The following is a 21,935-nucleotide window of genomic DNA, read 5'->3' as shown; positions in this document are numbered from 1 at the left end:
CTGGAAGGGACGCTGAGTCTTCGATGTTGGAACCGCGCGCTCGTCTCGCACTGCTTTCTCCCACCCGCCTGGCAGATGTCCGCCGACGCGCAGGTGACTACCCGGACAGGACCATCGCCGAAGCCTGCGCCATCGGTCTGTCGTACTGGGCCACGGGGCAGAGCCCCGACGGTATCGACCTCGCGCCCGGCACGCTCTTCGCCGACGTCCTCGGATGGGTCGACAACGGCGGTACGGTGCCCGGCGGTTGGGACGTGAGCCCGGACGGCCGGAGCATCACCGTCCCGGACGGTGTCGCGCCTGCCGACGCGCAGCTCGCGCTCGACGACCTGGCCGACTTCCCGGACCGGCCCCTCGGCACCATCGGCCCGTCCAGCGTGGCCGCCAGGCTCCGGACCCTGGCCGAGTGGAACGACAACGAGTCCGACCGGGACCGCCCGACCATCGTCGAGATGTTCCGGGAACAGGCGCTGGCCAGACCGGACGCCGTCGCCGTCGTCGACGAGCACCGGTCGCTGACCTACCGCCAGGCGGCCGAGCTCTCCAGCCAGCTGGCCCATCACCTCATCGCACGCGGACTGGGCCACGAACAGGTCGTCGGTATCTCCCTGGCCCGCTCCGCCGACATGGTGATCGGGCTGCTCGCCGCACTCCAGGCCGGATGCGCGTTCGTGCCGCTCGACCCGCAGTGGCCCGCCGCGCGCCGGGCCGTCGTCATCGAGGACGCCCGGGTCGTCCTGCAGCTCAACGCCTCGGGCGAACACGACCCGGCCGAACCGGAGGCCGTCGCCGTCGACCTCGGCGACTGGGGGTACGCCTCCTACCCGGCCGAGGGCACCGGCGTCACCGTCCTCGGCGACGCCCTGGCGTATGTGATCTTCACGTCCGGTTCGACCGGGCGGCCCAAGGGCGCGATGATCCGGCACGAGGCGATCAGCGAGCGCCTGCTGTGGCAGGTGAACGAGATCCTGGGCTTCGGCCACGACGACGCGTCGCTGTTCAAGGCGCCGCTGTCCTTCGACATATCCATCAACGAGATCTTCCTGCCCCTGGTCTCCGGCGGCAGGCTGGTGGTCCTGCGCACCGGCGGCGAACGCGACCCGCACCATCTGCTGAGCGTCATCGCCGAGCAGCGCGTCACCTTCACCTACCTGGTGTCGTCCATGCTGGACGTGCTGCTGGAGATGGCGGGCGACACCGGCCGTCTGGACAGCCTGCGGCACGTGTGGTGCGGCGGCGAGGTGCTCACCCCCGAGCTGTACGAGCGGTTCCGCACCAAGCTCGACATCCCCATGTACCACGGCTACGGCCCCGCCGAGACGACGATCGGCGTCTCGCACGTCATCTACCGGGGCGCCGCGGAACGCCTGTCGACGTCGATCGGCAAGGCCAACCCCAACACCCAGCTGTACGTCCTGGACGAGGAGCTGCGCCCGGTACCGGTCGGGGTCGGCGGCGAACTGTACGTGGGCGGCTTCCTGCTGGGCCGCGGATACGTGGGCGCCCCCGGCCTGACCGCCTCCCGGTTCGTGGCCAACCCCTTCGCGAACGACGGCTCCCGGCTGTACCGGACCGGTGACCTCGCGCGGTTCGCCCCGGACGGATCACTGGACTTCCTCGGCCGGGCCGACAACCAGATCAAGATCCGCGGCATGCGGCTGGAGATCGAGGACGTCGAGGCCGGCCTGGCCGAACACCCCCGGGTCCGGCACACCTGCGTCGTCGCGAAGAAGAACACGGCGGGCGGCACCTACCTGGTCGGCTACGTCATCCCGGCCGCCGGCGGCGAGGACCTGCGGGCGGACGAGGTCAAGGCGTGGGCCGCCGAGCACATGGTCGAGTACATGGTGCCCGCCCACCTCGTCGTGATGGAGGAGTTCCCGCTCACCGCCAACGGCAAGCTCGACCGCAACGCCCTGCCCGAGCCCACGATCGAAACGGGCTCGCTCGTCCGGCCCACCACCGACGACGAGCGCGCGGTGTGCGCCGCGGTCGCGCAGGTCCTGCGGCTCGACGAGGTCGGTGTCGACCAGGACTTCTTCCAGCTCGGCGGCGACAGCATCCTGGCGATCTCCCTGCTGAGCGCCCTGCGCGACGAGGGCCTCCACGTCACGGCACGGCAGATCTTCACCCACAGCACCGTGGGCGCACTGGCCGCGGTCGCGAGCCGTGAGGACGTCTCCACCGCGGACCACGGCGACGTCGCCACCGGGACCGTCGTGGGATCGCCCATCGTGCAGTGGCTCGGCGAGACCACGGACGCCGTCGACGGCTTCGTCCAGTCGGTCGTGCTCAACACCCCGGCGGACCTGACGGCGGACGCCCTCGACGAGATCCTCTCGGCCCTCGTCCGGCACCACGACATGCTGCGCGCCAAGCTGGTGCGCGGAGACGACTGGAGCTTCGACATCCCGGAGGCGGACGGGGCGTTCGTGACCTGGCAGGAGAGTGATCTGCCGGTCGAGGAGTGCGTCGGGCTCGCCACCGAGGGGCTGGACCCGGACGCCGGCGCGATGCTGCGTGCCGTCTGGCGCCGTGAGGCACGGCAACTGGTCCTGGTCGCCCACCATGTGGTGATCGACGGCGTGTCCTGGCGGGTCCTGATGGAGGACCTGGCCACCGCCTGGCGGCAGTTCACCTCGGGCACACCGATCGAACTGCCCCCGGTGGGCACGTCGTTCCGGCGCTGGACCCAGCTGCTGGAACGCGCCGCGTTCGACGCGGACGCCTCGTACTACTGGCGCCCCCTGCCGGGCGAGGACCAACTGGTCGGCAGGCGCGCCCTGTCCGCGGCCGACACCGTCGCGCACGAGCGGCTGCGGACCGTCTCGGTCGGCCCCGAGATCACGGCCGCCCTGCTGGGCGAGATCCCCGCGAAGTTCCACGCGGGCGTCAACGACGTCCTGCTGACCGCGCTCGCCGTCGCCCTCGCCCGCCGGCGCCGCGACCTCGGCCAGGACCAGACGTTCGCCCACATCGAACTCGAAGGCCACGGCCGCGAAGGACAGTTCGTCGCGGGCTCCGCAGGCTTCGATCCGGAACTGTCGCGCACCGTCGGCTGGTTCACCACCCTCTTCCCGGTGACCGTCGACCCCGGCACGGCGGCCGACCTCACCACCCCGGCGTATCTGACCGCCGCCCTCAAGGCGGTCAAGGAGGACCTCGCCCGGGTACCGGACAACGGCGTCTCCTACGGCGCCCTGCGCTACCTCACCGGCAGCGAGTTCGACGCCCCCGCACCGCAGGTGCTCTTCAACTACCTGGGCCGCTTCGCCGCAGGCGCCTCCGGCGACTGGCAACTCGCTGGCACCACCGGCCAGTTGGGCGAGAAGCGCGACCCGGAGATGCGCCTGCCGCGCGCCCTGGAGTTCAACGCGATCGCCGAACCCGCCGCCACCGGCGAGTACGAGCTCGTCACCACCATCTCCTGGCCCGATGGCCTGTTCACCGACGCGGACATCACGGCCCTCGGCGACTACTTCCGGTCGGCCCTGGCCTCCCTCGCCGCACTCGACCAGGGCGGCCACTCGCCCAGCGACTTCCCCCTGGTGCCTCTCACCCAGACCGACGTCGACGCCCTGGACGGCCCGGCGCTGCGGGACATCCTGCCGCTGACCCCGCTGCAGGAGGGCCTGTACTTCCACTCGGTCTTCGACGACGACTCGGCGGGCGCCTACGTCGAGCAGCAACTCCTGACCCTGGACGGCGAGGTGGACGCCGACCGGCTCGCGGCGGCCGCCACCCGCCTGCTCACCCTCTTCCCGAACCTGGCCGCCCGGTTCACCGCCCTCGCCGACGGCCGCGTGGTCTCCGTGCTGGAGAGCGGCGTCCAGGCCCCCTTCACCACACTGGACCGCCCCGGCATCACCGACGAGGAGATACGCGCCCTCGCCGAGCGGGACCGCCGCGCCGGTTTCGACCTGGCCACCGGCCCGCTGATGCGGTACACGCTGGTCCGCGCCGGCTCCGGCCAAAACGTCCTGGTGCAGACCGTGCACCACATCATCGCCGACGGCTGGTCCGTGCCGCCGATGCTCCGCGCACTGCTGGCCGAATACCACGCCCCGGGGACCGTCTACCCGATCGGCGGCTTCACCGATTACGTGCACTGGCACGCCGGACGCGACGACGACGAGAGCGACCGCGTCTGGCACGCCGAACTCGCCGGCCTGCCCGGCCCCTCGCTGGTCGCCGAGGACCACATCCCGTCCGACCGCTTCGCCGACACCGCCGCGGAGCCTGAGGGTGACCTCGACGCCGCCGTCCGCGAAGCCGGCGTGCCCCTGAGCGTGGCCGTGCACAGCGCCTGGGCCGTGACGCTCGGCGGCATCCTGCACGGCAGCGACGTGGTGTTCGGCTCCACCGTCTCCGGCCGCGACGCCGAGGTTCCCGGCATCGGGGACATGGTGGGCCTGTTCATCAACACCATCCCCGTACGCGCCCGTTGGGCCGGTGGAACCACCTCCTCCGACCTGCTCGCCTCGGTACGCGAGCACCAGAGCGCGGTCCTGCCGCACCAGCACGTCTCCCTGGCGAGGATCGGCCGCCAGTCCGGCGCCGGCTCCCTGTTCGACACCCTCGTCGTCTTCGACGTGGCGACCGATGTCGCCGCCCTGCGACGACCCGACGACACGCTGGTCGTCTCCGACCTCGTCAACGAGGGCGCCCCGCACTACCCGCTCACGCTGGTGGTCGAGCGCGCGCTCGACGGAAGGCCGCGCTTCAACCTGATCTACGACGGCGAACTACTGCGGGAGACAACCGCACAGTCGATCCTGCACACGTTCACCCACACCCTCACCGGCCTGCTCACCCGGCCGGACGCCCTGGTCGACGACCTGGCACCCGAGAGCGAGCGGCGTCCCGCACCGATCACCCCGACGACGCTGGGCGGCCTGTTCGACGCCGCCGCGCGCCGCGACCCCGCCGCCACCGCCGTCACCCAGTGCGACCTCGACGGCGGCACCCGGTCCCTGACCTACGGCGAACTGGCCGACACCAAGAACGAACTGGCCGCCGCCCTGCGCGCGGCCGGGGTCGGGCCGGGCACGCGGGTCGCCGTGGCCGTCCCGCGCTCCCTGGAACAGGTCGTCGCCCTGGTCGCCATCGTCAGCGCGGGCGGCGCCTACGTCCCGCTGGACCTCGCCTACCCGGACGACCGGCTGGAGTACATCCTCGCCGACGCCGCACCCCAGGTCGTCCTGGTGGACCGTGAGCAGCGCGACCGCTTCACGGAGCTGCTGGCCAGGGCAGGCGTCCCGGCCCGGGTGCTCGTGCAGGGCGACGAACCGCCGGCGGGGGACACCACCGAGCCCGAGGTGAGCTGGCACAACCCCGCCTACGTGATCTACACCTCCGGGTCGACCGGCAGGCCCAAGGGCGTCGCCGTCCCGCACTCCAGCGTGGTGACACTGCTCGCCAACACCCAGCCCGACATGGACTTCGGCCCGCAGGACGTGTGGGTCCAGTTCCACTCCTTCTCCTTCGACTTCGCGGTCTGGGAGCTGTGGGGCGCGCTGGCGCACGGCGGTGAGCTGCTGGTGCCCGAGTACGGGCTGACGCGCTCCCCGGTCGACTTCCACCGGCTGGTCCGCGAGCGCGGAGTCACCGTGCTCAACCAGACCCCGTCGGCGTTCTACCAGTTCATCGAGGCCGACCGGCTCGCCGACGAGCCGCTGCCCGCACTCCGCCGGATCATCTTCGGCGGCGAGGCGCTGGACCTCGGGCGGCTGCGCGGCTGGGTCGAGCGGCACGGCACGGGCGCGCCCGAGCTGGTCAACATGTACGGCATCACCGAGACGACCGTCCACGTCACCCACCGGGTGCTCACCGACGAGGACTTCCGCCCCGGCGACGACGCCAGCCCGATCGGCGGCCCGATCCCCGGCCTGGTCACCTACCTGCTCGACGACCGGCTCCGCCCGGTGCCGCCCGGCAAGGTCGGTGCCATCTACGTCGCCGGCGACCAGGTGTCGCTCGGCTACCTCGGCAGGCCCGGACTCACCGCCGGCCGCTTCGTGGCGAACCCGTTCGCGGATGACGGCTCCCGCATGTACCACACGGGCGACCTGGCCATCCGCACCCTCGACGGCGAGCTCCAGTTCACCGGCCGCGCTGACGACCAGGTACAGCTGAAGGGCTTCCGCATCGAGCTGGGCGAGGTCGAGTCCGCCGTACGGGAACTCGACGGTGTGGTGGACGTGGCCGTCACAGTGGCGGAGAGCGGCGATCACCTGGTCGCGCATGTGGTGGGCAGCGTGCCGGGCGACTTCGTCGACTTGCTGTCCACGAAGCTTCCCGTGCACATGGTCCCGGGCCGGGTGCTGTCGGTTGACGCGCTGCCGTTGACGGTGAACGGCAAGCTGGACCGGAAGATCTTGACCGAGCGTGCGGCCATGCCCTCTGGGGGCGCGGGGCTGTATCCATATGCGGCTCCGCCGCGGGGCGCGACCAGCCCCAACGCACCCGTAGACAAGAACTCAGCAGTCACCGCACTCATCGAGATCTTCACTCAAACACTGCCCGGCACAGCCGTCGACGCCGACACCGACTTCTTCCACGCCGGAGGCGACAGCATCGTCGCCATCACGGTCGTGAACAGGGCCCGAACCCTCGGCCTGCAGATCTCCCCCCGGGACGTCTTCCTGTTCAAGACCCCCCGCGCACTGGCCGACAACCTGGCGACGAGCACACCGCAGACATCCGCCCCCGCCCCCGCCCGCCGCGAGGACGGCCCCCTCACCCCGACCCCGATCATCCTGCGCCAACGCGAACTCGGCGGCTCCCTCACCCGATTCGCCCAGGCCAGAACCCTCCAGGCCCCCGAAGGCACCGCCTTCACGGACGTCCAGCGCGCCGCGAACGCGGTCGTCGCAGCACACCCGACCCTGCGCCTGTGCCTGCGCACCACGCACGGCGTATGGGCCCTGCGCACCGAACCGGCCCACCAAGTCACCGTCGTACGACCGGACACCACCGACGCCACGGCCGTGGCGAACGACGCTGCCGCACAGCTCGACCCCGAGTCCGGAAACGTCATCGCCTTCGCCTGGCTGGAAGCCACCCGCACCCTCGTGGTCACCGTGCACCACCTCGCCGTCGACTCGGTCTCCTGGCTGATCCTGCTGGACGACCTGGCCGTGGCCCTCCGCGGCGACACGCTCGCGCCGCCGACCACGTCGTACGCCGAGTACGCCGAAGCACTGAAGCTCCACTCCACCCACGCGCTCGACGACCTCGGCCACTGGACCACCACGCTCCAGGCGCCCGAACTGCTGCCCACGGTCGGCCGACTGCGCGAGACCACGGTCGTGCTCGCCCCCGACGTGAGCGACCGCCTCACCCGCACCGCGCCCGCCGCACTCGGCGTCGGTCTCACCGAGCTGCTGTGCGGGGCGCTGCGCACCGCGCTGACCCGCGTCCAGCAGTCGCCCACCGATCTCGCGATCGAACTGGAGCGGCACGGCCGGGTCCCGGTCCTCGAACAGCACGACTACACCCGTACGGTCGGCTGGTTCACCTCCATCGCACCCGTACGGCTCACCCCGCACACCGACCCGGTCGCCGCGGCCCGCGAGGTCGCCGAACGCCAGCCGGACGAGCGCGCCCACGTCGCCTACGGACAGCTCAGGTACCTCGACCCGCAGACGGCCCCGCTGCTCACCGCCCGCCCGCAGGTGCTGTTCAACTACCTCGGCCGGGGCAGCGAGTCCCAGGCGCTGCACCTCACCGGCGGTGACCAGGGCAGCCCGTACGCCGTCGAGGTCAACGCCTGGACCGACGAGGCGACCGGCAGCCTGCTCGCCGAATTCACCCTCGCCGAGGGCATACCCGACGAGATCACCCAGCACTGGCGCGGCGCGCTGGAGCACATCGCGGACGCCGCCACGACGGCCGAGCGCACCGCACCGGTCACCCCGCTCCAGCGCGGCCTGTTCTTCCAGGCCCAGATGGCGGGCACGGCCGGACACTACGTCGCGCAGAGCTGGTTCACCTTCGACCGGCGCCTGGACACCGAGGCGCTGGCCGAGGCGATGACGTACGTGATCGCACGGCACCCGGTCGTGGGCGCCGGCTTCAGCACGGACGACGACGGAAACCCGGTCCAGGTCCTCAAGGCGGGCCGGCGCGTCGACGTCCGTACGGTCACCCTGTCGACGGACGCGGAGGTCGACGCCCTGCGCGCCCGGGACCGCGACACGGGATTCGACCCGGGTGAGCCGCCGCTGATCCGGCTGACCGTGGTGCGGCTGCCCGACGACCGCGACGGCCTGCTGCTCAGCTACCACCTGCTGCTGTGGGACGGCTGGTCCCGCGAGATCGTCCTGCGGGACCTGTTCGACGCCTACCGTGCCGTCCTCGCGGGCGAGCCGCTCGACCCGATGCCGGCCACGCCGAGCTTCGAGGAGTACGCCCGGGCGCTCGACGCCAAGGACCCCGCCGTATCGGAACGCTTCTGGGCGGAGCACCTGGCGGGCCTCCCCGGCCCGACGCTGCTCGCCGGACCGGCGCCGGCCCTCTCGGACGACCTGCCGCGCGCACTCGTGCACACGCTGTCCGCCGAGCAGTCGGAGCTGCTGCGGGACGCGGCCAGGGTGCACGGCGTCACGCTGAACTCGGTGCTGACCGGGGCGTTCGGTCTCCTGCTCGGCGCGCACACCGGCCGCAGCGACGCCGTGTTCGGCGTGACCGTCTCCGGCCGCGACGGCGAGGGCCTGGACGGCATCGTCGGTGTGCTGCTCAACACCGTGCCCACGTGGACGCGGGCCCGGCCGGACGAGTCGGTCCGGGAGTACCTGTCGGCCGTACAGACGGCACGGGTCGAGGCGATGGAGCACGAGCACCTGGGGCTCGGCGAGATACAGCGGGCCAGCGGGCACGACACCCTGTTCGACAACCTGTTCGTGCTGCAGAACTTCCTGGACATGGACGCGTTCGCCGAGATGAACGCCCGGCACGGCATCACCTCGGTGCAGGCCGACGACTCCACGCACTACCCGTTCACCTGGGTCGTCACCCCCGGCGACCGGCTCACGGTCAAGCTGGAGTACCGCGACGGTGACACCGCGGGCGCCCGCCGTCTCCTCGACGACTTCCTGAGCGTGCTCCAGGACCTGGCCCGGTCGACCGGGCCGGTGGGCGCCCTGCGGGGGCTGGGCCCGGAGCCTGCGCCGGGTGAGCGTACGGATGTCGGTACGGACACCGTCGTCGACCGGTTCGACCAGGCCGCGGACCGTGATCCACAGCGGGTGGCGCTCGTCGCCCACGGCGCGACGATGACGTTCGCCGAGCTCCGGGACCGCAGCCGCGCGGTCGCGGGTGTGCTCGCGGGACGCGGCATCGGTCCCGAGACGACCGTGGGTCTCGCGATCCCGCGCTCCCTGGACTGGATCGTGGCGCTGTTCGCCGTCCTGCGGGTCGGCGCCGCCTACGTGCCGCTGGAGCTGGACCACCCGGACGAGCGGATCGCCGCGATCGTCGACGACGCCCGCCCGGACGTGATCCTCACCGTGAGTGCCGTCTCGCCCCGGCTGACCGGCGACCTCATCGAACTGGACCGGCCCCTTCCCGAGGCCGAGCCGTACGTGACGTTCACGCCGGACGACCCGGACCGGCTGCGGCACCCCGCGTACACGATCTACACCTCCGGGTCGACCGGAAAGCCCAAGGGCGTGGTGACCGAGTACGCCGGGCTCACCAACATGCTGATCAACCATCAGCGCCGGATCTTCGAACCGGTGCTGGCGGAGCACGGCCACCGGATCTTCCGGATCGCGCACACCGTGTCGTTCGCGTTCGACATGTCGTGGGAGGAACTGCTGTGGCTGGCCGACGGCCATGAAGTGCACATCTGCGACGAGGAGTTGCGCCGCGACGCGCCCGCGCTGGTGGAGTACTGCCTGGAGCACGGGATCGACGTCATCAACGTGACCCCGACCTACGCGCAGCAGCTGGTGGCCGAGGGCCTGCTGGACAACCCGGAACGCCGGCCGGCGCTGGTGCTGCTGGGCGGCGAGGCCGTCACCCCGACGCTGTGGCAGCGGCTCGCGGAGACCGAGGGTACGGTCGGCTACAACCTGTACGGGCCCACCGAGTACACCATCAACACCCTGGGCGTCGGCACCTTCGAGTGCGAGGACCCGGTGGTGGGCGTCGCCATCGACAACACGGACGTGTACGTGCTGGATCCGTGGCTGCGGCCGCTGCCCGACGGGGTGCCCGGTGAGCTGTACGTGTCGGGCATCGGCATCGCGCGCGGCTATCTCGGGCAGCCCGCCCAGAGCGCGCACCGCTTCGTCGCCTGCCCGTTCGGCGAGCCCGGCGAGCGCATGTACCGCACGGGGGACCTGGTGGTCCGCCGGCCCGACGGCAACCTGATGTACCTGGGCCGCACCGACCAGCAGGTCAAGATCCGGGGCCACCGGGTCGAACTCGGCGAGGTCGAGGCCGTGTTCGCCGCGCACCCGGCGGTACGGTTCGTCGCCGCCGTCGCCCAGCCCGACCCCCAGGTCGACGGCGCCTACCGGCTGGCCGCGTATCTCGTGCTGGACGGCGGGGATCTGGCCGCCGTCGCCGCCGAAGTGGGCGCCGGACTGCCGGACTTCCTGCGCCCGACGCACTACGCCCAGGTCGACAGCATCCCGCTGACGGTGAACGGGAAGGCTGACACCAAGGCGCTGCCCGAGGCCAAGCCGCTGGGCGCGCTGACCACGGTGGGGGAGCGGGGCCCGGCGACCGAGACCGAGACCGTGGTGTGCGAGTACTTCGCCGAGGCACTGGACCTGGACGACGACGAGGTGAGCGCGGTGAGCGACTTCGTGTCCCTCGGAGGACACTCCATGCTGGCGGTGCGGCTGATCGGCCTGCTCCGCCGCGAGTACGGTCCAGTGATCACCATCCGAGACCTGTTCACCCTGCGAACCCCCGAAGCGATTGCCCGCCACCTCGATGACAACTGACACGCAACGGCCCCGCGCCGGGGCCGCCATCCTCCGCACCGCCCTGCGCCGCAACGTCGGCGCCATGGCCGGCGGCACCGTCCTCATGGGCCTGTACCAGGCCGGCGAGACGGCCTTCCCCATCGCGCTCGGCATGATCGTCGAGCACACGATGCGGGACAGCCGGAGCCTCGGCGCGCTCGCCCTGTCGATCGCCGCACTGGCCGTGATCATCACGACCGTGTCGCTGTCGTGGCGGTTCGGCATGCGCATCCTGCAGAAGGCCAACACGACCGAGGCACACCGCTGGCGGGTGAAGGTCGCGGCCTGCGGCCTGCAACCGGTGGCCAGGGACGTCGACCTCAAGTCCGGCGAGGTCCTGACCATCGCCACCGAGGACGCCGATCAGACCGCCGACATCATCGAAGTGGTGCCGCTGCTGATCAGCTCGCTGGTCGCGGTACTGGTCGCGGCGATCGCGCTGGGCCTGGCCGACATCCGGCTCGGCCTCCTGGTGATCGTGGGCACCGTCGCGATCCTGTCGATCCTGAGCGTGATGTCCCGGCGGATCGGCAGCAGTACCCAGGAACAGCAGGCCCGGGTGGCGCGGGCGGGCGCGAAGGTCGCCGACCTGATCACCGGCCTGCGCCCGCTGCACGGATTCGGCGGCAACCACGCGGCGTTCGGCTCCTACCGGAAGGTCAGCACCGAGGCGAGGCACCAGTCGATCGTCGTCGCCAAGGTGAACGGCGTGTACGCGGGCACCGCGCTGGCCCTCAACGCGGTCCTCGCCGGTGCCGTGACCCTGACTGCGGGCTGGCTGGCGTTCGAGGGCCGGATCACCATCGGGGAACTCGTCATGGCCGTGGGCCTGGCGCAGTTCATCATGGAACCGCTGAAGCTGTTCTCGGAGATGCCCAAGTACGTGATGATCGCGCGCGCGTCGGCCGAGCGGATGGCGCTGGTGCTGTCGGCGCCGCCGGTCACGACCCCGGGGTCCGGGCGACCGGCCCCGGGGGCGGACCTGGAGATCGACTGCGTCCGCCACGGGTCCTTGAACAAGGTGAGGTTCCAGGTGGCGGCCGGCGAGTTCGTCGCCATCGCCGCCTACCAGCCGCGCGCCGCGGCCGACCTGGCGGCCGTCCTGGCCGTGAACGTCCCGCCCGGCACATACGAGGGAGCCGTCCGGATCGGCGGGCAGGAGCTGGCGGACCTGTCGGTCGAGGCGGTCCGCGAGCACATCCTCGTGAACCCGTACGACGGGGAGATCTTCGCGGGCACCCTGCGCACCAACATCGACCCCTCGGGCACCAGCCGGACGGTCCCCGAGGCCGTCGAGGCGTCCATGCTGACCGATGTCGTCGCCCTGCACCGCGACGGCCTCGACTACGGCGTCCGCGACCGGGGCGCGAACCTCTCCGGAGGCCAGCGCCAGCGGCTGTCCCTGGCCCGGGCACTGGCGGCCGACACCGACGTCCTCGTCCTGCACGACCCGACGACGGCGGTCGACGCGGTCACCGAACAGCTCATCGCCCGCAACGTGGCGAAGCTACGCCGAGGCCGTACGACGGTAGTGATCACCAGTAGCCCGGCGTTCCTGGATGCCGCCGACCGGGTTCTGGTCCTGGACGACGGAGTCATCACCGGCGAGGGCACCCATCGCAACCTCCTGGCCACGGACGAGGACTACTGCCTGGCGGTGTCCCGGTGACCCGCCGCAGCGGACGGCCGTCGCGGCCGACCGGGTCCCGGTGACCGCTTCTTGAGCACTTTTCGGCCATGCTCGCGGCGTGCGGAGCGCTGCTGTCCCGTGACGTTCCGTTGCCCCAGGTGGCAGCCGCTTCGGTGGTGCACGGGGCGGACGGGCCGATCGGCGGTGAAAGTACAGGCGACGTAAGGGGTATGTGAAGCACTTGCGCGCAAACGAGTCCGTAACCCACACGGCAGTACTTTAATCCTCACCGACCTTCGGTAAGCAGTGGCGCGATCTCGTTCCCCCGGGTCTCTGTTAGCGGCGGTACTTACGTGCGCGCTGAGCTCTCCGCCCGGCGGGCGAGAGGGGTTTCCCCGTGGGACACATGGACCACTTCAGCGCCGGATGGGTCACCCCCGTCCTCTCCTACGTCATGGCCTGTGTCGGCTCGGCGCTCGGCCTGCGGTGCACGGTCAGGGCCCTGGAGGCCGACGGCGCCTCGAAACGGAACTGGCTGGTGCTGGCCTCGTTCGCGATCGGCTCCGGCATCTGGACCATGCACTTCGTCGCGATGATGGGCTTCAGTGTCGAGGGCACCCCCATCCGCTACGACGTTCCGCTCACCGTGCTCAGCCTCGTCATGGCCATCGCCGTCGTCAGCGCCGGCGTCTTCACCGCCGGGTACGGGCGTTCGCGCATCACGTCGGTGGCGCTCGGCGGGCTCGGCACCGGACTGGGCGTCGCCGCCATGCACTACGCCGGCATGGCCGCGCTCAACCTGCACGGCAGCGTCGACTACGACCCGCTCCTCGTCTTCGCCTCCGTCGCGATCGCCGTCGTCGCCGCGACCGCCGCGCTCACCCTCACCCTCATCGTGCGCGGCCCCGCCCTCGCAGCCGTCGCCGCGCTCGTCATGGGGCTCGCGGTCAGCAGCATGCACTACACCGCCATGTACGCCGTCGACGTCAGCCTCGCGCCCAGCAGCGCGGAGCTGCCCGGGGCCACGGCCACCGAGTTCCTCTTCCCGCTCGCCGTCGTGCTCGGCTCGTTCCTCTTCCTCGCCTCCGCGTACGTCGCGCTCTCCCCGACCGGCAAGCGCGCCGAGTCCGTCGCCGCCGAACTGCTGCGCGAGGTCGAGCTCTCCACCGCGACCGCCGACACGCCCGCGCCCACCACCACGGCGACCACGACCGTCTGAGCCGTACGTCCGCAGAGCCGCACAGCACACACCCTCGAAGAGGTAATCCATGCCTGTCACCCGTGCAACGGAACGGCTGCGCCCCAGATCGGTCCGGGCCAAGATCGTCGCCCTGCTCATGCTGCCCATCGTGTCCCTCATGGCCCTGTGGGGCTTCGCCGCGGTGACCACGGCCTCGAGCATCGGCGACACCGAGCGGGTCAAGGACGTCAACGCCGAACTCCTCGCCCCGGTCGACGAGTTCGTCACCGCGTTGCAGGCCGAGCGGACCGCCGTCACCCGCCACGCCGCCGCGCCGGACTCGGCCGGTCTCGACTCGATCGAGGAGGCCCGGACGGCCACCGACGAGGCCGCCACCGCCGTCCGTAACGGCGCCGACGCCGCCGCCGCGGACGCCGAGCTCCTCGACGCGGGCCTGCCCGCCCGCATCGACCGCCTGGAAGCCGGCACACGCGGACTCACAGCGCTGCGCGCGCGGACCGACACGAAGGGCGCCGCCCAGACGGCCTTCACGGGGTACTCGACCATCATCGAGGACGCCTTCGCCGTCACCGGCGCGCTCACCGGCGAGAACGGCACCCACGCCGCATCCGAGGCCCGGGTCGTTCTCGAACTCGCCCGCGCCCGCGAGGCGGTGGCCCAGGAACAGTCCCTCCTCGCCGCGGGGAGCGGGGCGGGAAAGCTCACCACGGAGCAGTACACGCTGTTCGTCGGGGCCGTCGCCACCCAGCGGGAGCTGCTGAAGCCCGCGGTCGCCGACCTGAAGCCGGCGCACCGGGCCGCGTACGACGCGGTACTGGACAGCGGGACTTACGACGGGCTCGCGGCCGGTGAGGATCGGGTGCGCAACGCCGGACCCGGCGCCACGGTCGTCTCCGCGGGCTTCCTGAGGGACTGGGACACGGGCGCCGACGCCGTGCTCAAGGACCTCGCCGAGGCCCAGTCGGACGCCGGCACGGGCGCCACGGCCAAGGCGGACCCGTTCGGCTGGGACACGCTGGGCGCCTCCGGCATCGCCGTCATCCTCGGTCTGGTGGGTGTGCTCCTGTCGCTGCTGGTGTCCGTCGGCGTCGGCCGCGGACTCATCGTCGAACTGCTCGACCTGCGCAACTCCGCCCTGGAGGTCGCCGGGCGCCGGTTGCCGCAGGCCATGCGCAGACTGCACGCCGGGCACGGCGTGGACATCGACGCCGAGGCCCCGATGCGCCGCCTCGTCGGCGACGAACTCGCCCAGGTGGGCACCGCACTCACCGCCGTGCAGCGGGCCGCGCTCAAGGCCGCCTCCGAGCGCGCCGAACTGCGCAGCGGTATCTCCGGGGTGTACGTCAGCATCGCCCGCCGCGGCCAGGTGCTGCTGCACCGCCAGCTCGACCTGCTCCACCAGCTGGAGCAGCGCCCACGCGACCCGGCCGAGGTGCAGGAGCTGTATCAGGTCGACTACCTCGCCACCCGGATGCGCCGCCACTCCGAGAGCCTGCTCATCCTGTCCGGCATCGCACCCGGACGCGGCTGGCGCGACCCCATCCCGCTGACGGACGTCCTGCGGTCCGCCGTCGCGGAGATCGAGCAGCCGGGACGGGTCCAGATCTGGCCCGTACCGCCCGTCTCCGTCAACGGCGGCTCCGTCGCCGACGTCATCCACCTGCTCGCCGAACTCGTCGAGAACGCGGCCTCGTTCTCACCGCCCAGTACCCAGGTCCGGCTGCGGGCCGCCCGGCTGCGCGACGGCCTCCTCATCGAGATCGAGGACAGCGGCTTCGGCATGGACGAGGAGGCGATGGCCGAGGCCAACCGCAAGATCCAGTCCGAGAACGTCGACCTGCTCGACGCCAAGCAGATCGGACTCTTCGTGGTCAACCGCATCGCCGCCCGGCAGGGCCTGAGAGTCGAACTGCGCCCCTCGGAGAGTGGCGGCGCCACCGCGGCCGTCCTCATCCGCGAGAACCTGATACGGGACGACACTCCGGTGCACGACGCGGCGCTCCCCGACGGCCAGGACGGTGGCCGGGAACTGGCCCCCGTGTCAGCGTTGGTCCCGCAGCAGCGGGGGTGACGAGGGCCGTGGGCTGCGGGCGTGCTGCCGAACTCTGCGTACTGCCCGCCGGCCCGCACGCCTCAAGCGAGCGCCCAGGCGACATCCCTGAGCAGGGCGTGACGCCAGCCCGCCCGGTCGTGGCCCGACGCTGACCGGGAGACCCGTACGGTGGCGCCGGCCCGTTCTGCCAGGGTCTCGGTCAGTTCGCAGTGGGGCAGCATGCGCGTCTCGTGTTCCCCCACGTCGAACGCGACCCGCAGACCGGACAGGTCCGGGCGCTCCCGCAGGCGCGCGGCGATGGTGCCGCCGACCGGGCCGCCCAGGGGGTCGGCCAGGCCCAGGGCGTCGGGTGTCCACCAGAACGACCCCGATTGGCAGGCGACGCGGGTCGCCAGGTCCGGGAATTCCAGTGCCGCGTACAGCGCGCTCAGCCCGCCGAGGCTCTGCCCGGCGACCACCAGCCGGTCGAGATCGGCGCGCACCCCCGACTCCGCCACCAGCGGCAGCAGTTCGTCCCGCACCGCCTCCCACAACTCGGGCCGGCACGTGAACTCCGCCTCCCTGTCCTTCGCCGGCAGGAAGACCAGCGTGACCGGCGGCAACTCACCCGCGGCCACGGCCGAGTCGAACGCGGTCACGGCCGGATGCAGGTACAGCCAGTCGTCCCCGTCGAGCAGCAGCACCACCGGCCCACCGCCGCCCACGGGATGGACCCGCACGGTGCGCCGCCCCCCGAGCCGTTCACTGGCCCAGCGGATCCGCGTACGCGGCAGTGGCAGTACCTCGTCGGCGCCGATGAGCGGCCAGTGCGGCTGCTCCGGGGCGTCCGGCGTCGCGACGATGGACCGGTCACCGCCCGCACCGGCCGGGTTGAGCGGGTCGGCGTACGCCGCGTCGTCCACCAGGAACTGATAGGTCACCCGCAGCCGCTCGGGCATGCGCACCTCGGCGTACCAGCAGTCCGAGTCGGCCCAGCGGCGCAGGGGGACCGGCTCCGACCAGCTCTCGAAGCCGACCCTCGCCTCCGACCCACGCCACAGGAACAGGGTCACCCAACCGCCGCCCTCGGCGGGTTTCGTGGCGGGTGCGCCCGCGGCGGCCCAGAACTCGTCGGTGCCGGGTGCGCTGGGCAGCCCGAACCCGGCGAAGGCGTCGGCGTCCTCCATGTCGGCCGCGACCAGGCGCATGAATGTCTCCTTGTGAGAGGGAAGGGACAAAGGCTAAGCTCCATTCAATTAGGCGAGCCTAACCTAATCTTGGCCTTCCAGGGAGGCATCGAGCATGAGCACCAACCCCTTCGACGACAACGAAGGCCGTTTCCTGGTCCTGGTGAACGACGAGGGCCAGCACTCACTCTGGCCGTCGTTCGCCGAGGTGCCCGGGGGATGGACGATCGCCTTCGCCGAGAACACCCGGGAAGCATGCCTGGAGTACGTCGAGACCCACTGGACGGACCTGCGCCCCCGGTCCCTCGCCGCGACGATGGACGTCTGACCTCACCGATGCTGTGCACCAGGCTGACCAACGCCCGTTTCCTCACCATGGACCCGGACCACCCGGTCGCTCATGACGTGGGCATCTGGCAGGGCCGGATCGCGGGCCTCGACGAGGCCGTGACCTCCCTGCCCGCCCGCGAGGTGATCGACCTGCAGGGCGCCACCGTGCTGCCCGGGTTCATCGACGCCCATGTGCACCTCGCCTGGACCGGGTTCAAGCAGAACACCCCGAGCATCGCCGGCCGCACCCGGATCGACGACGTACTCGCGGTCGTCGCGGAAGCCGTCACCCGCACCCGCGCGCCCGGCGACTGGGTGAGCATCGCCGGCTACGACCAGCGGGCCCTGGGCCGCCATCTGACCGCCGCCGACCTCGACAAGGTCAGCGACGGACGCAAGATCTTCCTGCTGCACGACTCCGGCCACGGGTGTGTCGTCAACACCGCCGTCCTGGACCTGCTGCCCGCCGACATCCCGCACGAGGCCGGCTTCCTCGCCGAGCAGGCCATGGGTGCCGCCCGTGCCCTGCGCCTGCCGCACTCCCAGGAGGACCTGGCCGAGGCGATCGGCCGAGCGGCGCGCACCTGCCTCGCCGAGGGCGTCACCGCCTGCGCCGAAGCGGGCATCGGCGGCACGCTCTTCGGCCACAGCCCCGTCGAACTCGGCGCCTACCAACTCGCCCGGGACAAGGGGCTGCTGCCGCTGCGCGTGCAGCTCATGGTGTCCGGAGACCGGCTGCGGCCGGTCTCCGCGCACGAGACCGACGGCATCCCGCGGGCCCTCGACCTCGGCCTGCGCACCGGGTTCGGCGACGACCGGCTCTCCGTGGGCGCGCTGAAGATCTACACCGACGGCGGCATGATGGCCCGTACGGCCGCACTGACCAGCCCGTACGAAGGGCTCGACCACACCGGGCAGTTGCAGGACGACCCGGAGATTCTCACGGACCTCATCGTGGACGGCCACCTCGCCGGCTGGCAGCTCGCCGTGCACGCGATCGGCGACCGCGCGGCCGACGTGGCCCTGGACGCCCTCGACCGTGCCCAGCGCCTCCGGCCCCGGCCCGAGGCCCGCCACCGCATCGAACACGCCGGGCTGATCCGGCCCGACCAGCTCCCGCGCTTCGCACGACTCGGCGTCAGCGCGGTGGTCCAGCCCAACTTCCTGCGGTACTTCGGCGACGACTACGCGTCGATCATGGGCGGCGAACGCGCACCGTGGCTGTACCGGGGCAGGGCGTTCCTGGACCACGGCATCGCGCTGGTGGGCAGCTCCGACCGTCCCGTCGCCGACGGATCGCCCCTGCGGGCCGTCCAGTTCATGGTCGAGCGCGCCTCGACCTCGGGGCAGGTCATCGGCCCGGACGAGGGCATCACCGTCGACGAGGCCCTGCACGCGTACACCGTCGCCGGCGCCCACGCCTGCCACTGGGAGGACAGCCTGGGGAGTCTGACCCCCGGCAAACGCGCAGACCTGGTCGTGCTCGGCGACGATCCCCGGCGCGTCGACACCTCCCGCATCGGAGACATCGAGGTCGTGGAGACGTACGTCGACGGCCGCCCGCGCCGTCCGCGTGTTTGATCCCGGCTCCGGTACCGAGGAAGGAATCCCTTGACCACGGCTACGCCGCGCCCTGCCGCGCTGCCGCACGCTCTTCTCGCGCCGTCGTCCTCGGTGCGCACCGCCCGCCCGGACGAGGCTGCCGCGCTCGCGGCCCTGTCCCAGCCCTTCGTACGCTCGGGTGCGCTGCGCGAACGCCCCGTCTCCCTCTACGCCGCCCATGCCGCGGACTTCCTCGTGCTGGAGGCACCGGACGGCACCCTGGAAGGTTGCGTGGGCATGCGGGCGTATCCCGAAGGGGGTGAAGGCGCCGGACCCGCGGGTGTCGTCTACAACTTCTGCGTGGCGGCGCAACGGCAGGGGAGCGGGGCGGGGGCCGGGCTGCTGCGCGCGGTGCTGGCCAAGGCCCACGCCCGGTCACTCACCGCTCTGTTCACGGCGACGACCGGAGGCGCGGGCCTGTTCCTCCGCTACGGCTTCACGCACACGACCGCCCGTCAGGCGCCGGCGCCCTGGGCGCAGTCCCTGGATCCGCAGCGCAACGCCCGGATCCTGGTCAGGACTTGGTGAGCACGCCGGGCACCGCGTCGGGAACCACGGTCGTGCCCGGGCTGGTCTCCGCCAGAACGCCGCGCAGCACCGCGTGCGGCACCCGGCCGTCCAGTACGTGTGCCTTGCGCACGCCACCGCGGACGGCCCGCAGACAGCCCTCCATCTTCGGCAGCATCCCGCTCGCCAGCCCGGGCAGCAGCCCGTCCAGCGCACCGGCCGTCAGCCGTCCGATCACCTCGGTGCTGCGCGGCCAGTCCGCGTACAGCCCCTCGACATCGGTGAGCATCACCAGCCGCTCGGCGTCGAGGGCGACGGCGAGGGCCGACGCCGCGAGGTCGGCGTTGACGTTGTAGACCTGCCCGTCCGTACCGCGTGCCACGGGAGAGACGACCGGGATGTGCCCCTGCTCCAGCAACGCGCGCACCATCGCCGGGTTCACGTCCACGATGTCGCCGACGAGACCGATGTCCACCGCTTTGCCGTCGACCCGGGCCGGTCGCCGCACGGCGGTCATCGTGTGCGCGTCCTCGCCGGTCAGGCCCACCGCGAAGGGCCCATGGGCGTTGATGTGGCCGACCAGCTCCCGCTGGACCCGGCCCGTCAGCACCATGCGCACCACATCCATGGTCTCCGGGGTGGTGACCCTGAGGCCCGCCTCGAAACGGGTCTCCAGGCCCAGACGGTCGAGCATCGCGCTGATCTGCGGCCCGCCGCCGTGCACGACGACCGGGCGCAGACCCGCGTGCCACAGCTCCACGACGTCCTGGGCGAAGACCTGCTGCAGAGTCGCGTCCACCATGGCGTTGCCGCCGAACTTGACGACTACGGCGCTGCCCAGGAGTTCTCCCGGCGGCTGGGGAAGGCGGGGAGAGCGGGTCGCGACCGAGTCGGCTTGGGTCACGCTCACGGAGTCACTCCATTCAAGGGTGTGTCGAGGAAGGCACCGATGCTCCGCGCCGCGGGCGTCACGCGTTCCTCCGCTCCCGGTGCAGGAGCAGGGCCCGCAGCAGACCGTCCGTCGTACAGACCACTCCGGTGCGCGCGGCCCACCGGAGCGCCAAGGTGTGCTCCTCGGCGGAGAAGTCGGCCACCGCGTCGGCGACGACGAACGGCTGGATGTCGTTCATGAAGGCGTCCGCGGCGGTCAGCAGGACGCCGAGGTGCGCGTGCACCCCGCAGATGATCAACTGGTCCCGGTTCTGGGAGCGCAGCAGCCTGCCGAGGTGGCTGCGCAGGAACGCGTTGTGGCGCACGTTCGCCAGCAGATGCTCGCCGGGGCGGGGCGTGAGGGGCGCGACGATCGCCGCGGCGTCCGGCTCGTCCCCTATCCCCGGCCCCCACATGTCACCGACCAACCCTCGCTGCGCGGGCGGCTGTCCGGCCGGCTCAGCGCTGAACACGACCGGCATGTCCAGGGTATCGGCGAGTTCCCGGAGCGCGGCGATGTTGTCGACGAGTTCCACCACGGGGGCGCGGCCGGCGGGGAAGGCCCGGACGAAGTGGTTCTGCATGTCGTGGACCAGGAGCGCGGCACGCGCCGGGTCGATCCGCCAGGAGACGTGCGACCGGGGGATCGCGGAGCGATCCGGCATGGGGTAGGAGCCGATGGCCGGCAAGCCCATAGACGACTCTCCCCCGATCACGCAGCAAGGTCCGGACTCCAGCGAGTTAAATTTAGCTTAGCCTAACCTAAATTGCCTTCTGGGGGCCGGAGTTCCTCGTCGCGCCCCTGGGCATGCGACGGCGGGTCGGCGGCGCTCGCCGGCCAACCCGGGCGAACCCGGCGGTCGGCCTGCCGGTTCCAGGCGCAGTTGCCTATCCCTCGTCGTTCGCGTGCTTTCCCCGGGCATGCCTGGCAATGCAAATCGCCAAAGCCGTCGGTATCAAGCTGATCTGGGCACCGGAATTCCGCGGCATCTGAGGCGGGACGCCTGGCACGGCTCGCACCGGACGCCACCGCCCCCTCGGCTCTGCTCGGCGGCCTCTACACAGCGTTTCCCGAGTACAGCGCCTGGCGTTCGAGTGGTAGGTGCACGTGGTCCGGGCAGGCCGCCGGGCGGCGGAACTCCTGGAACTGCTGGGCATCGACCGGCACGCCCGCGCCTACCCGGGGCGGCTGTCCGGCGGCGAACGGCAACGCGTCGCGGTGGCACGGGCGTTGATGAACCGGCCGGCGCTGCTCCTGGCCGACGAGCCGACCGGGGCCCTGGACACGGCCGCCGGACAGGACGTCAGCAGACTGCTCGCCGGCCTCAATTCCGAGGGCCAGACCATCGTCGTGGTCACCCACGACCTGGCTCTGGCTCGGTCCTGCACGAACCGCACGGTCCGGATCGCCGACGGCCGGATCACCGAAGGCCTCGGGTCGCAGGCCAGCCGCGCCGTCGCCTCGGACGCCGTAGCCTCGCAGGCCGTCCGGTGAGCGCGCTCGGCAGGGTGGTGCGCTCGGGGGTGGGACGACGCC

10 protein-coding genes and 1 pseudogene are annotated in these 21,935 nt (G+C 71.8%); 8 read left to right on the top strand and 3 right to left on the bottom strand.

Features of this window, described 5'->3' with window-relative positions; all coding sequences use genetic code 11:
- The first annotated feature begins 23 nt into the window (after positions 1–23).
- The 4 genes from OG542_RS04805 to OG542_RS04790 all read left to right on the top strand — a co-directional run bounded on the left by OG542_RS04805 (position 24) and on the right by OG542_RS04790 (position 15,881).
- On the top strand, positions 24–10,958 hold the full coding sequence (locus OG542_RS04805) for a non-ribosomal peptide synthetase (protein ID WP_328408500.1): 10,935 nt from the start codon (positions 24–26) through the stop codon (positions 10,956–10,958).
- On the top strand, positions 10,948–12,648 hold the full coding sequence (locus OG542_RS04800) for an ABC transporter ATP-binding protein (RefSeq protein WP_328408498.1): 1,701 nt from the start codon (positions 10,948–10,950) through the stop codon (positions 12,646–12,648). Before OG542_RS04805 ends, OG542_RS04800 begins: the two co-directional genes overlap by 11 nt.
- 358 nt (positions 12,649–13,006) lie before the next feature.
- Positions 13,007–13,828 carry an MHYT domain-containing protein gene (locus OG542_RS04795; protein ID WP_193477296.1) on the top strand — a complete coding sequence of 274 codons (822 nt, stop codon included), beginning with the start codon at positions 13,007–13,009 and terminating at the stop codon, positions 13,826–13,828.
- Positions 13,829–13,877: 49 nt separating this feature from the next.
- Positions 13,878–15,881 (top strand): sensor histidine kinase, encoded by a 2,004-nt coding sequence (locus OG542_RS04790; RefSeq protein ID WP_328408495.1) that lies wholly within the window; start codon positions 13,878–13,880, stop codon positions 15,879–15,881.
- 62 nt (positions 15,882–15,943) lie between these two features.
- Here the strand turns inward: OG542_RS04790 and OG542_RS04785 are convergent, their stop codons facing one another.
- Positions 15,944–17,050, bottom strand: a complete 1,107-nt coding sequence (locus OG542_RS04785; protein ID WP_328408493.1) for an alpha/beta hydrolase-fold protein — start codon at positions 17,048–17,050, stop codon at positions 15,944–15,946.
- Between the two features lie 94 nt (positions 17,051–17,144).
- Here OG542_RS04785 and OG542_RS04780 point away from each other — a divergent pair, with 94 nt between their 5' ends.
- Genes OG542_RS04780 through OG542_RS04770 form a run of 3 tightly spaced genes read left to right on the top strand, consistent with a single transcriptional unit; the run spans position 17,145 to position 19,489 of the window.
- Positions 17,145–17,357 (top strand): MbtH family protein, encoded by a 213-nt coding sequence (locus OG542_RS04780; RefSeq protein WP_184587839.1) that lies wholly within the window; start codon positions 17,145–17,147, stop codon positions 17,355–17,357.
- Between the two features lie 8 nt (positions 17,358–17,365).
- Positions 17,366–18,940 carry an amidohydrolase gene (locus OG542_RS04775; protein ID WP_328408490.1) on the top strand — a complete coding sequence of 525 codons (1,575 nt, stop codon included), beginning with the start codon at positions 17,366–17,368 and terminating at the stop codon, positions 18,938–18,940.
- A 30-nt stretch (positions 18,941–18,970) separates the two neighbouring features.
- On the top strand, positions 18,971–19,489 hold the full coding sequence (locus OG542_RS04770; protein WP_328408488.1) for a GNAT family N-acetyltransferase: 519 nt from the start codon (positions 18,971–18,973) through the stop codon (positions 19,487–19,489).
- Here OG542_RS04770 and argB read toward each other — a convergent pair.
- Together argB and OG542_RS04760 are read right to left on the bottom strand one after the other, a co-directional pair.
- The gene (gene argB / locus OG542_RS04765) at positions 19,476–20,270 is read right to left on the bottom strand and encodes an acetylglutamate kinase (protein ID WP_311130465.1); all 795 of its coding nucleotides are present in this window, start codon (positions 20,268–20,270) and stop codon (positions 19,476–19,478) included. The two genes, OG542_RS04770 and argB, sit on opposite strands and share 14 nt — an antisense overlap.
- 166 nt (positions 20,271–20,436) lie before the next feature.
- Entirely contained in the window at positions 20,437–21,093 is a 657-nt protein-coding gene (locus OG542_RS04760; protein ID WP_328408486.1) for an isochorismatase family protein, read from the bottom strand.
- A 422-nt stretch (positions 21,094–21,515) separates the two neighbouring features.
- Between OG542_RS04760 and OG542_RS04755 the strand changes: the two are divergent.
- Positions 21,516–21,893: pseudogene (locus OG542_RS04755) on the top strand (ATP-binding cassette domain-containing protein); the annotation flags it as partial.
- Between the last annotated feature and the right edge of the window lie 42 nt (positions 21,894–21,935).

The organism is Streptomyces violaceus (assembly GCF_036014075.1).
Classification (GTDB): Bacteria; Actinomycetota; Actinomycetes; order Streptomycetales; family Streptomycetaceae; genus Streptomyces; species Streptomyces violaceus.
Note: the sequence above shows the minus strand (reverse complement) of the source record. Positions and strands in the feature narration are given on the sequence as shown.

Excerpts from the sequence above, each read along its gene's own strand:
- argB (WP_311130465.1), bottom strand. The coding sequence starts at position 20,270 with ATGGTGGACGCGACTCTGCAGCAGGTCTTCGCCCAGGACGTCGTGGAG.
- OG542_RS04800 (WP_328408498.1), top strand. The coding sequence starts at position 10,948 with ATGACAACTGACACGCAACGGCCCCGCGCCGGGGCCGCCATCCTCCGC.
- OG542_RS04760 (WP_328408486.1), bottom strand. The coding sequence starts at position 21,093 with ATGGGCTTGCCGGCCATCGGCTCCTACCCCATGCCGGATCGCTCCGCG.
- OG542_RS04775 (WP_328408490.1), top strand. The coding sequence starts at position 17,366 with ATGCTGTGCACCAGGCTGACCAACGCCCGTTTCCTCACCATGGACCCG.
- OG542_RS04790 (WP_328408495.1), top strand. The coding sequence starts at position 13,878 with ATGCCTGTCACCCGTGCAACGGAACGGCTGCGCCCCAGATCGGTCCGG.
- OG542_RS04785 (WP_328408493.1), bottom strand. The coding sequence starts at position 17,050 with ATGCGCCTGGTCGCGGCCGACATGGAGGACGCCGACGCCTTCGCCGGG.
- OG542_RS04805 (WP_328408500.1), top strand. The coding sequence starts at position 24 with ATGTTGGAACCGCGCGCTCGTCTCGCACTGCTTTCTCCCACCCGCCTG.
- OG542_RS04780 (WP_184587839.1), top strand. The coding sequence starts at position 17,145 with ATGAGCACCAACCCCTTCGACGACAACGAAGGCCGTTTCCTGGTCCTG.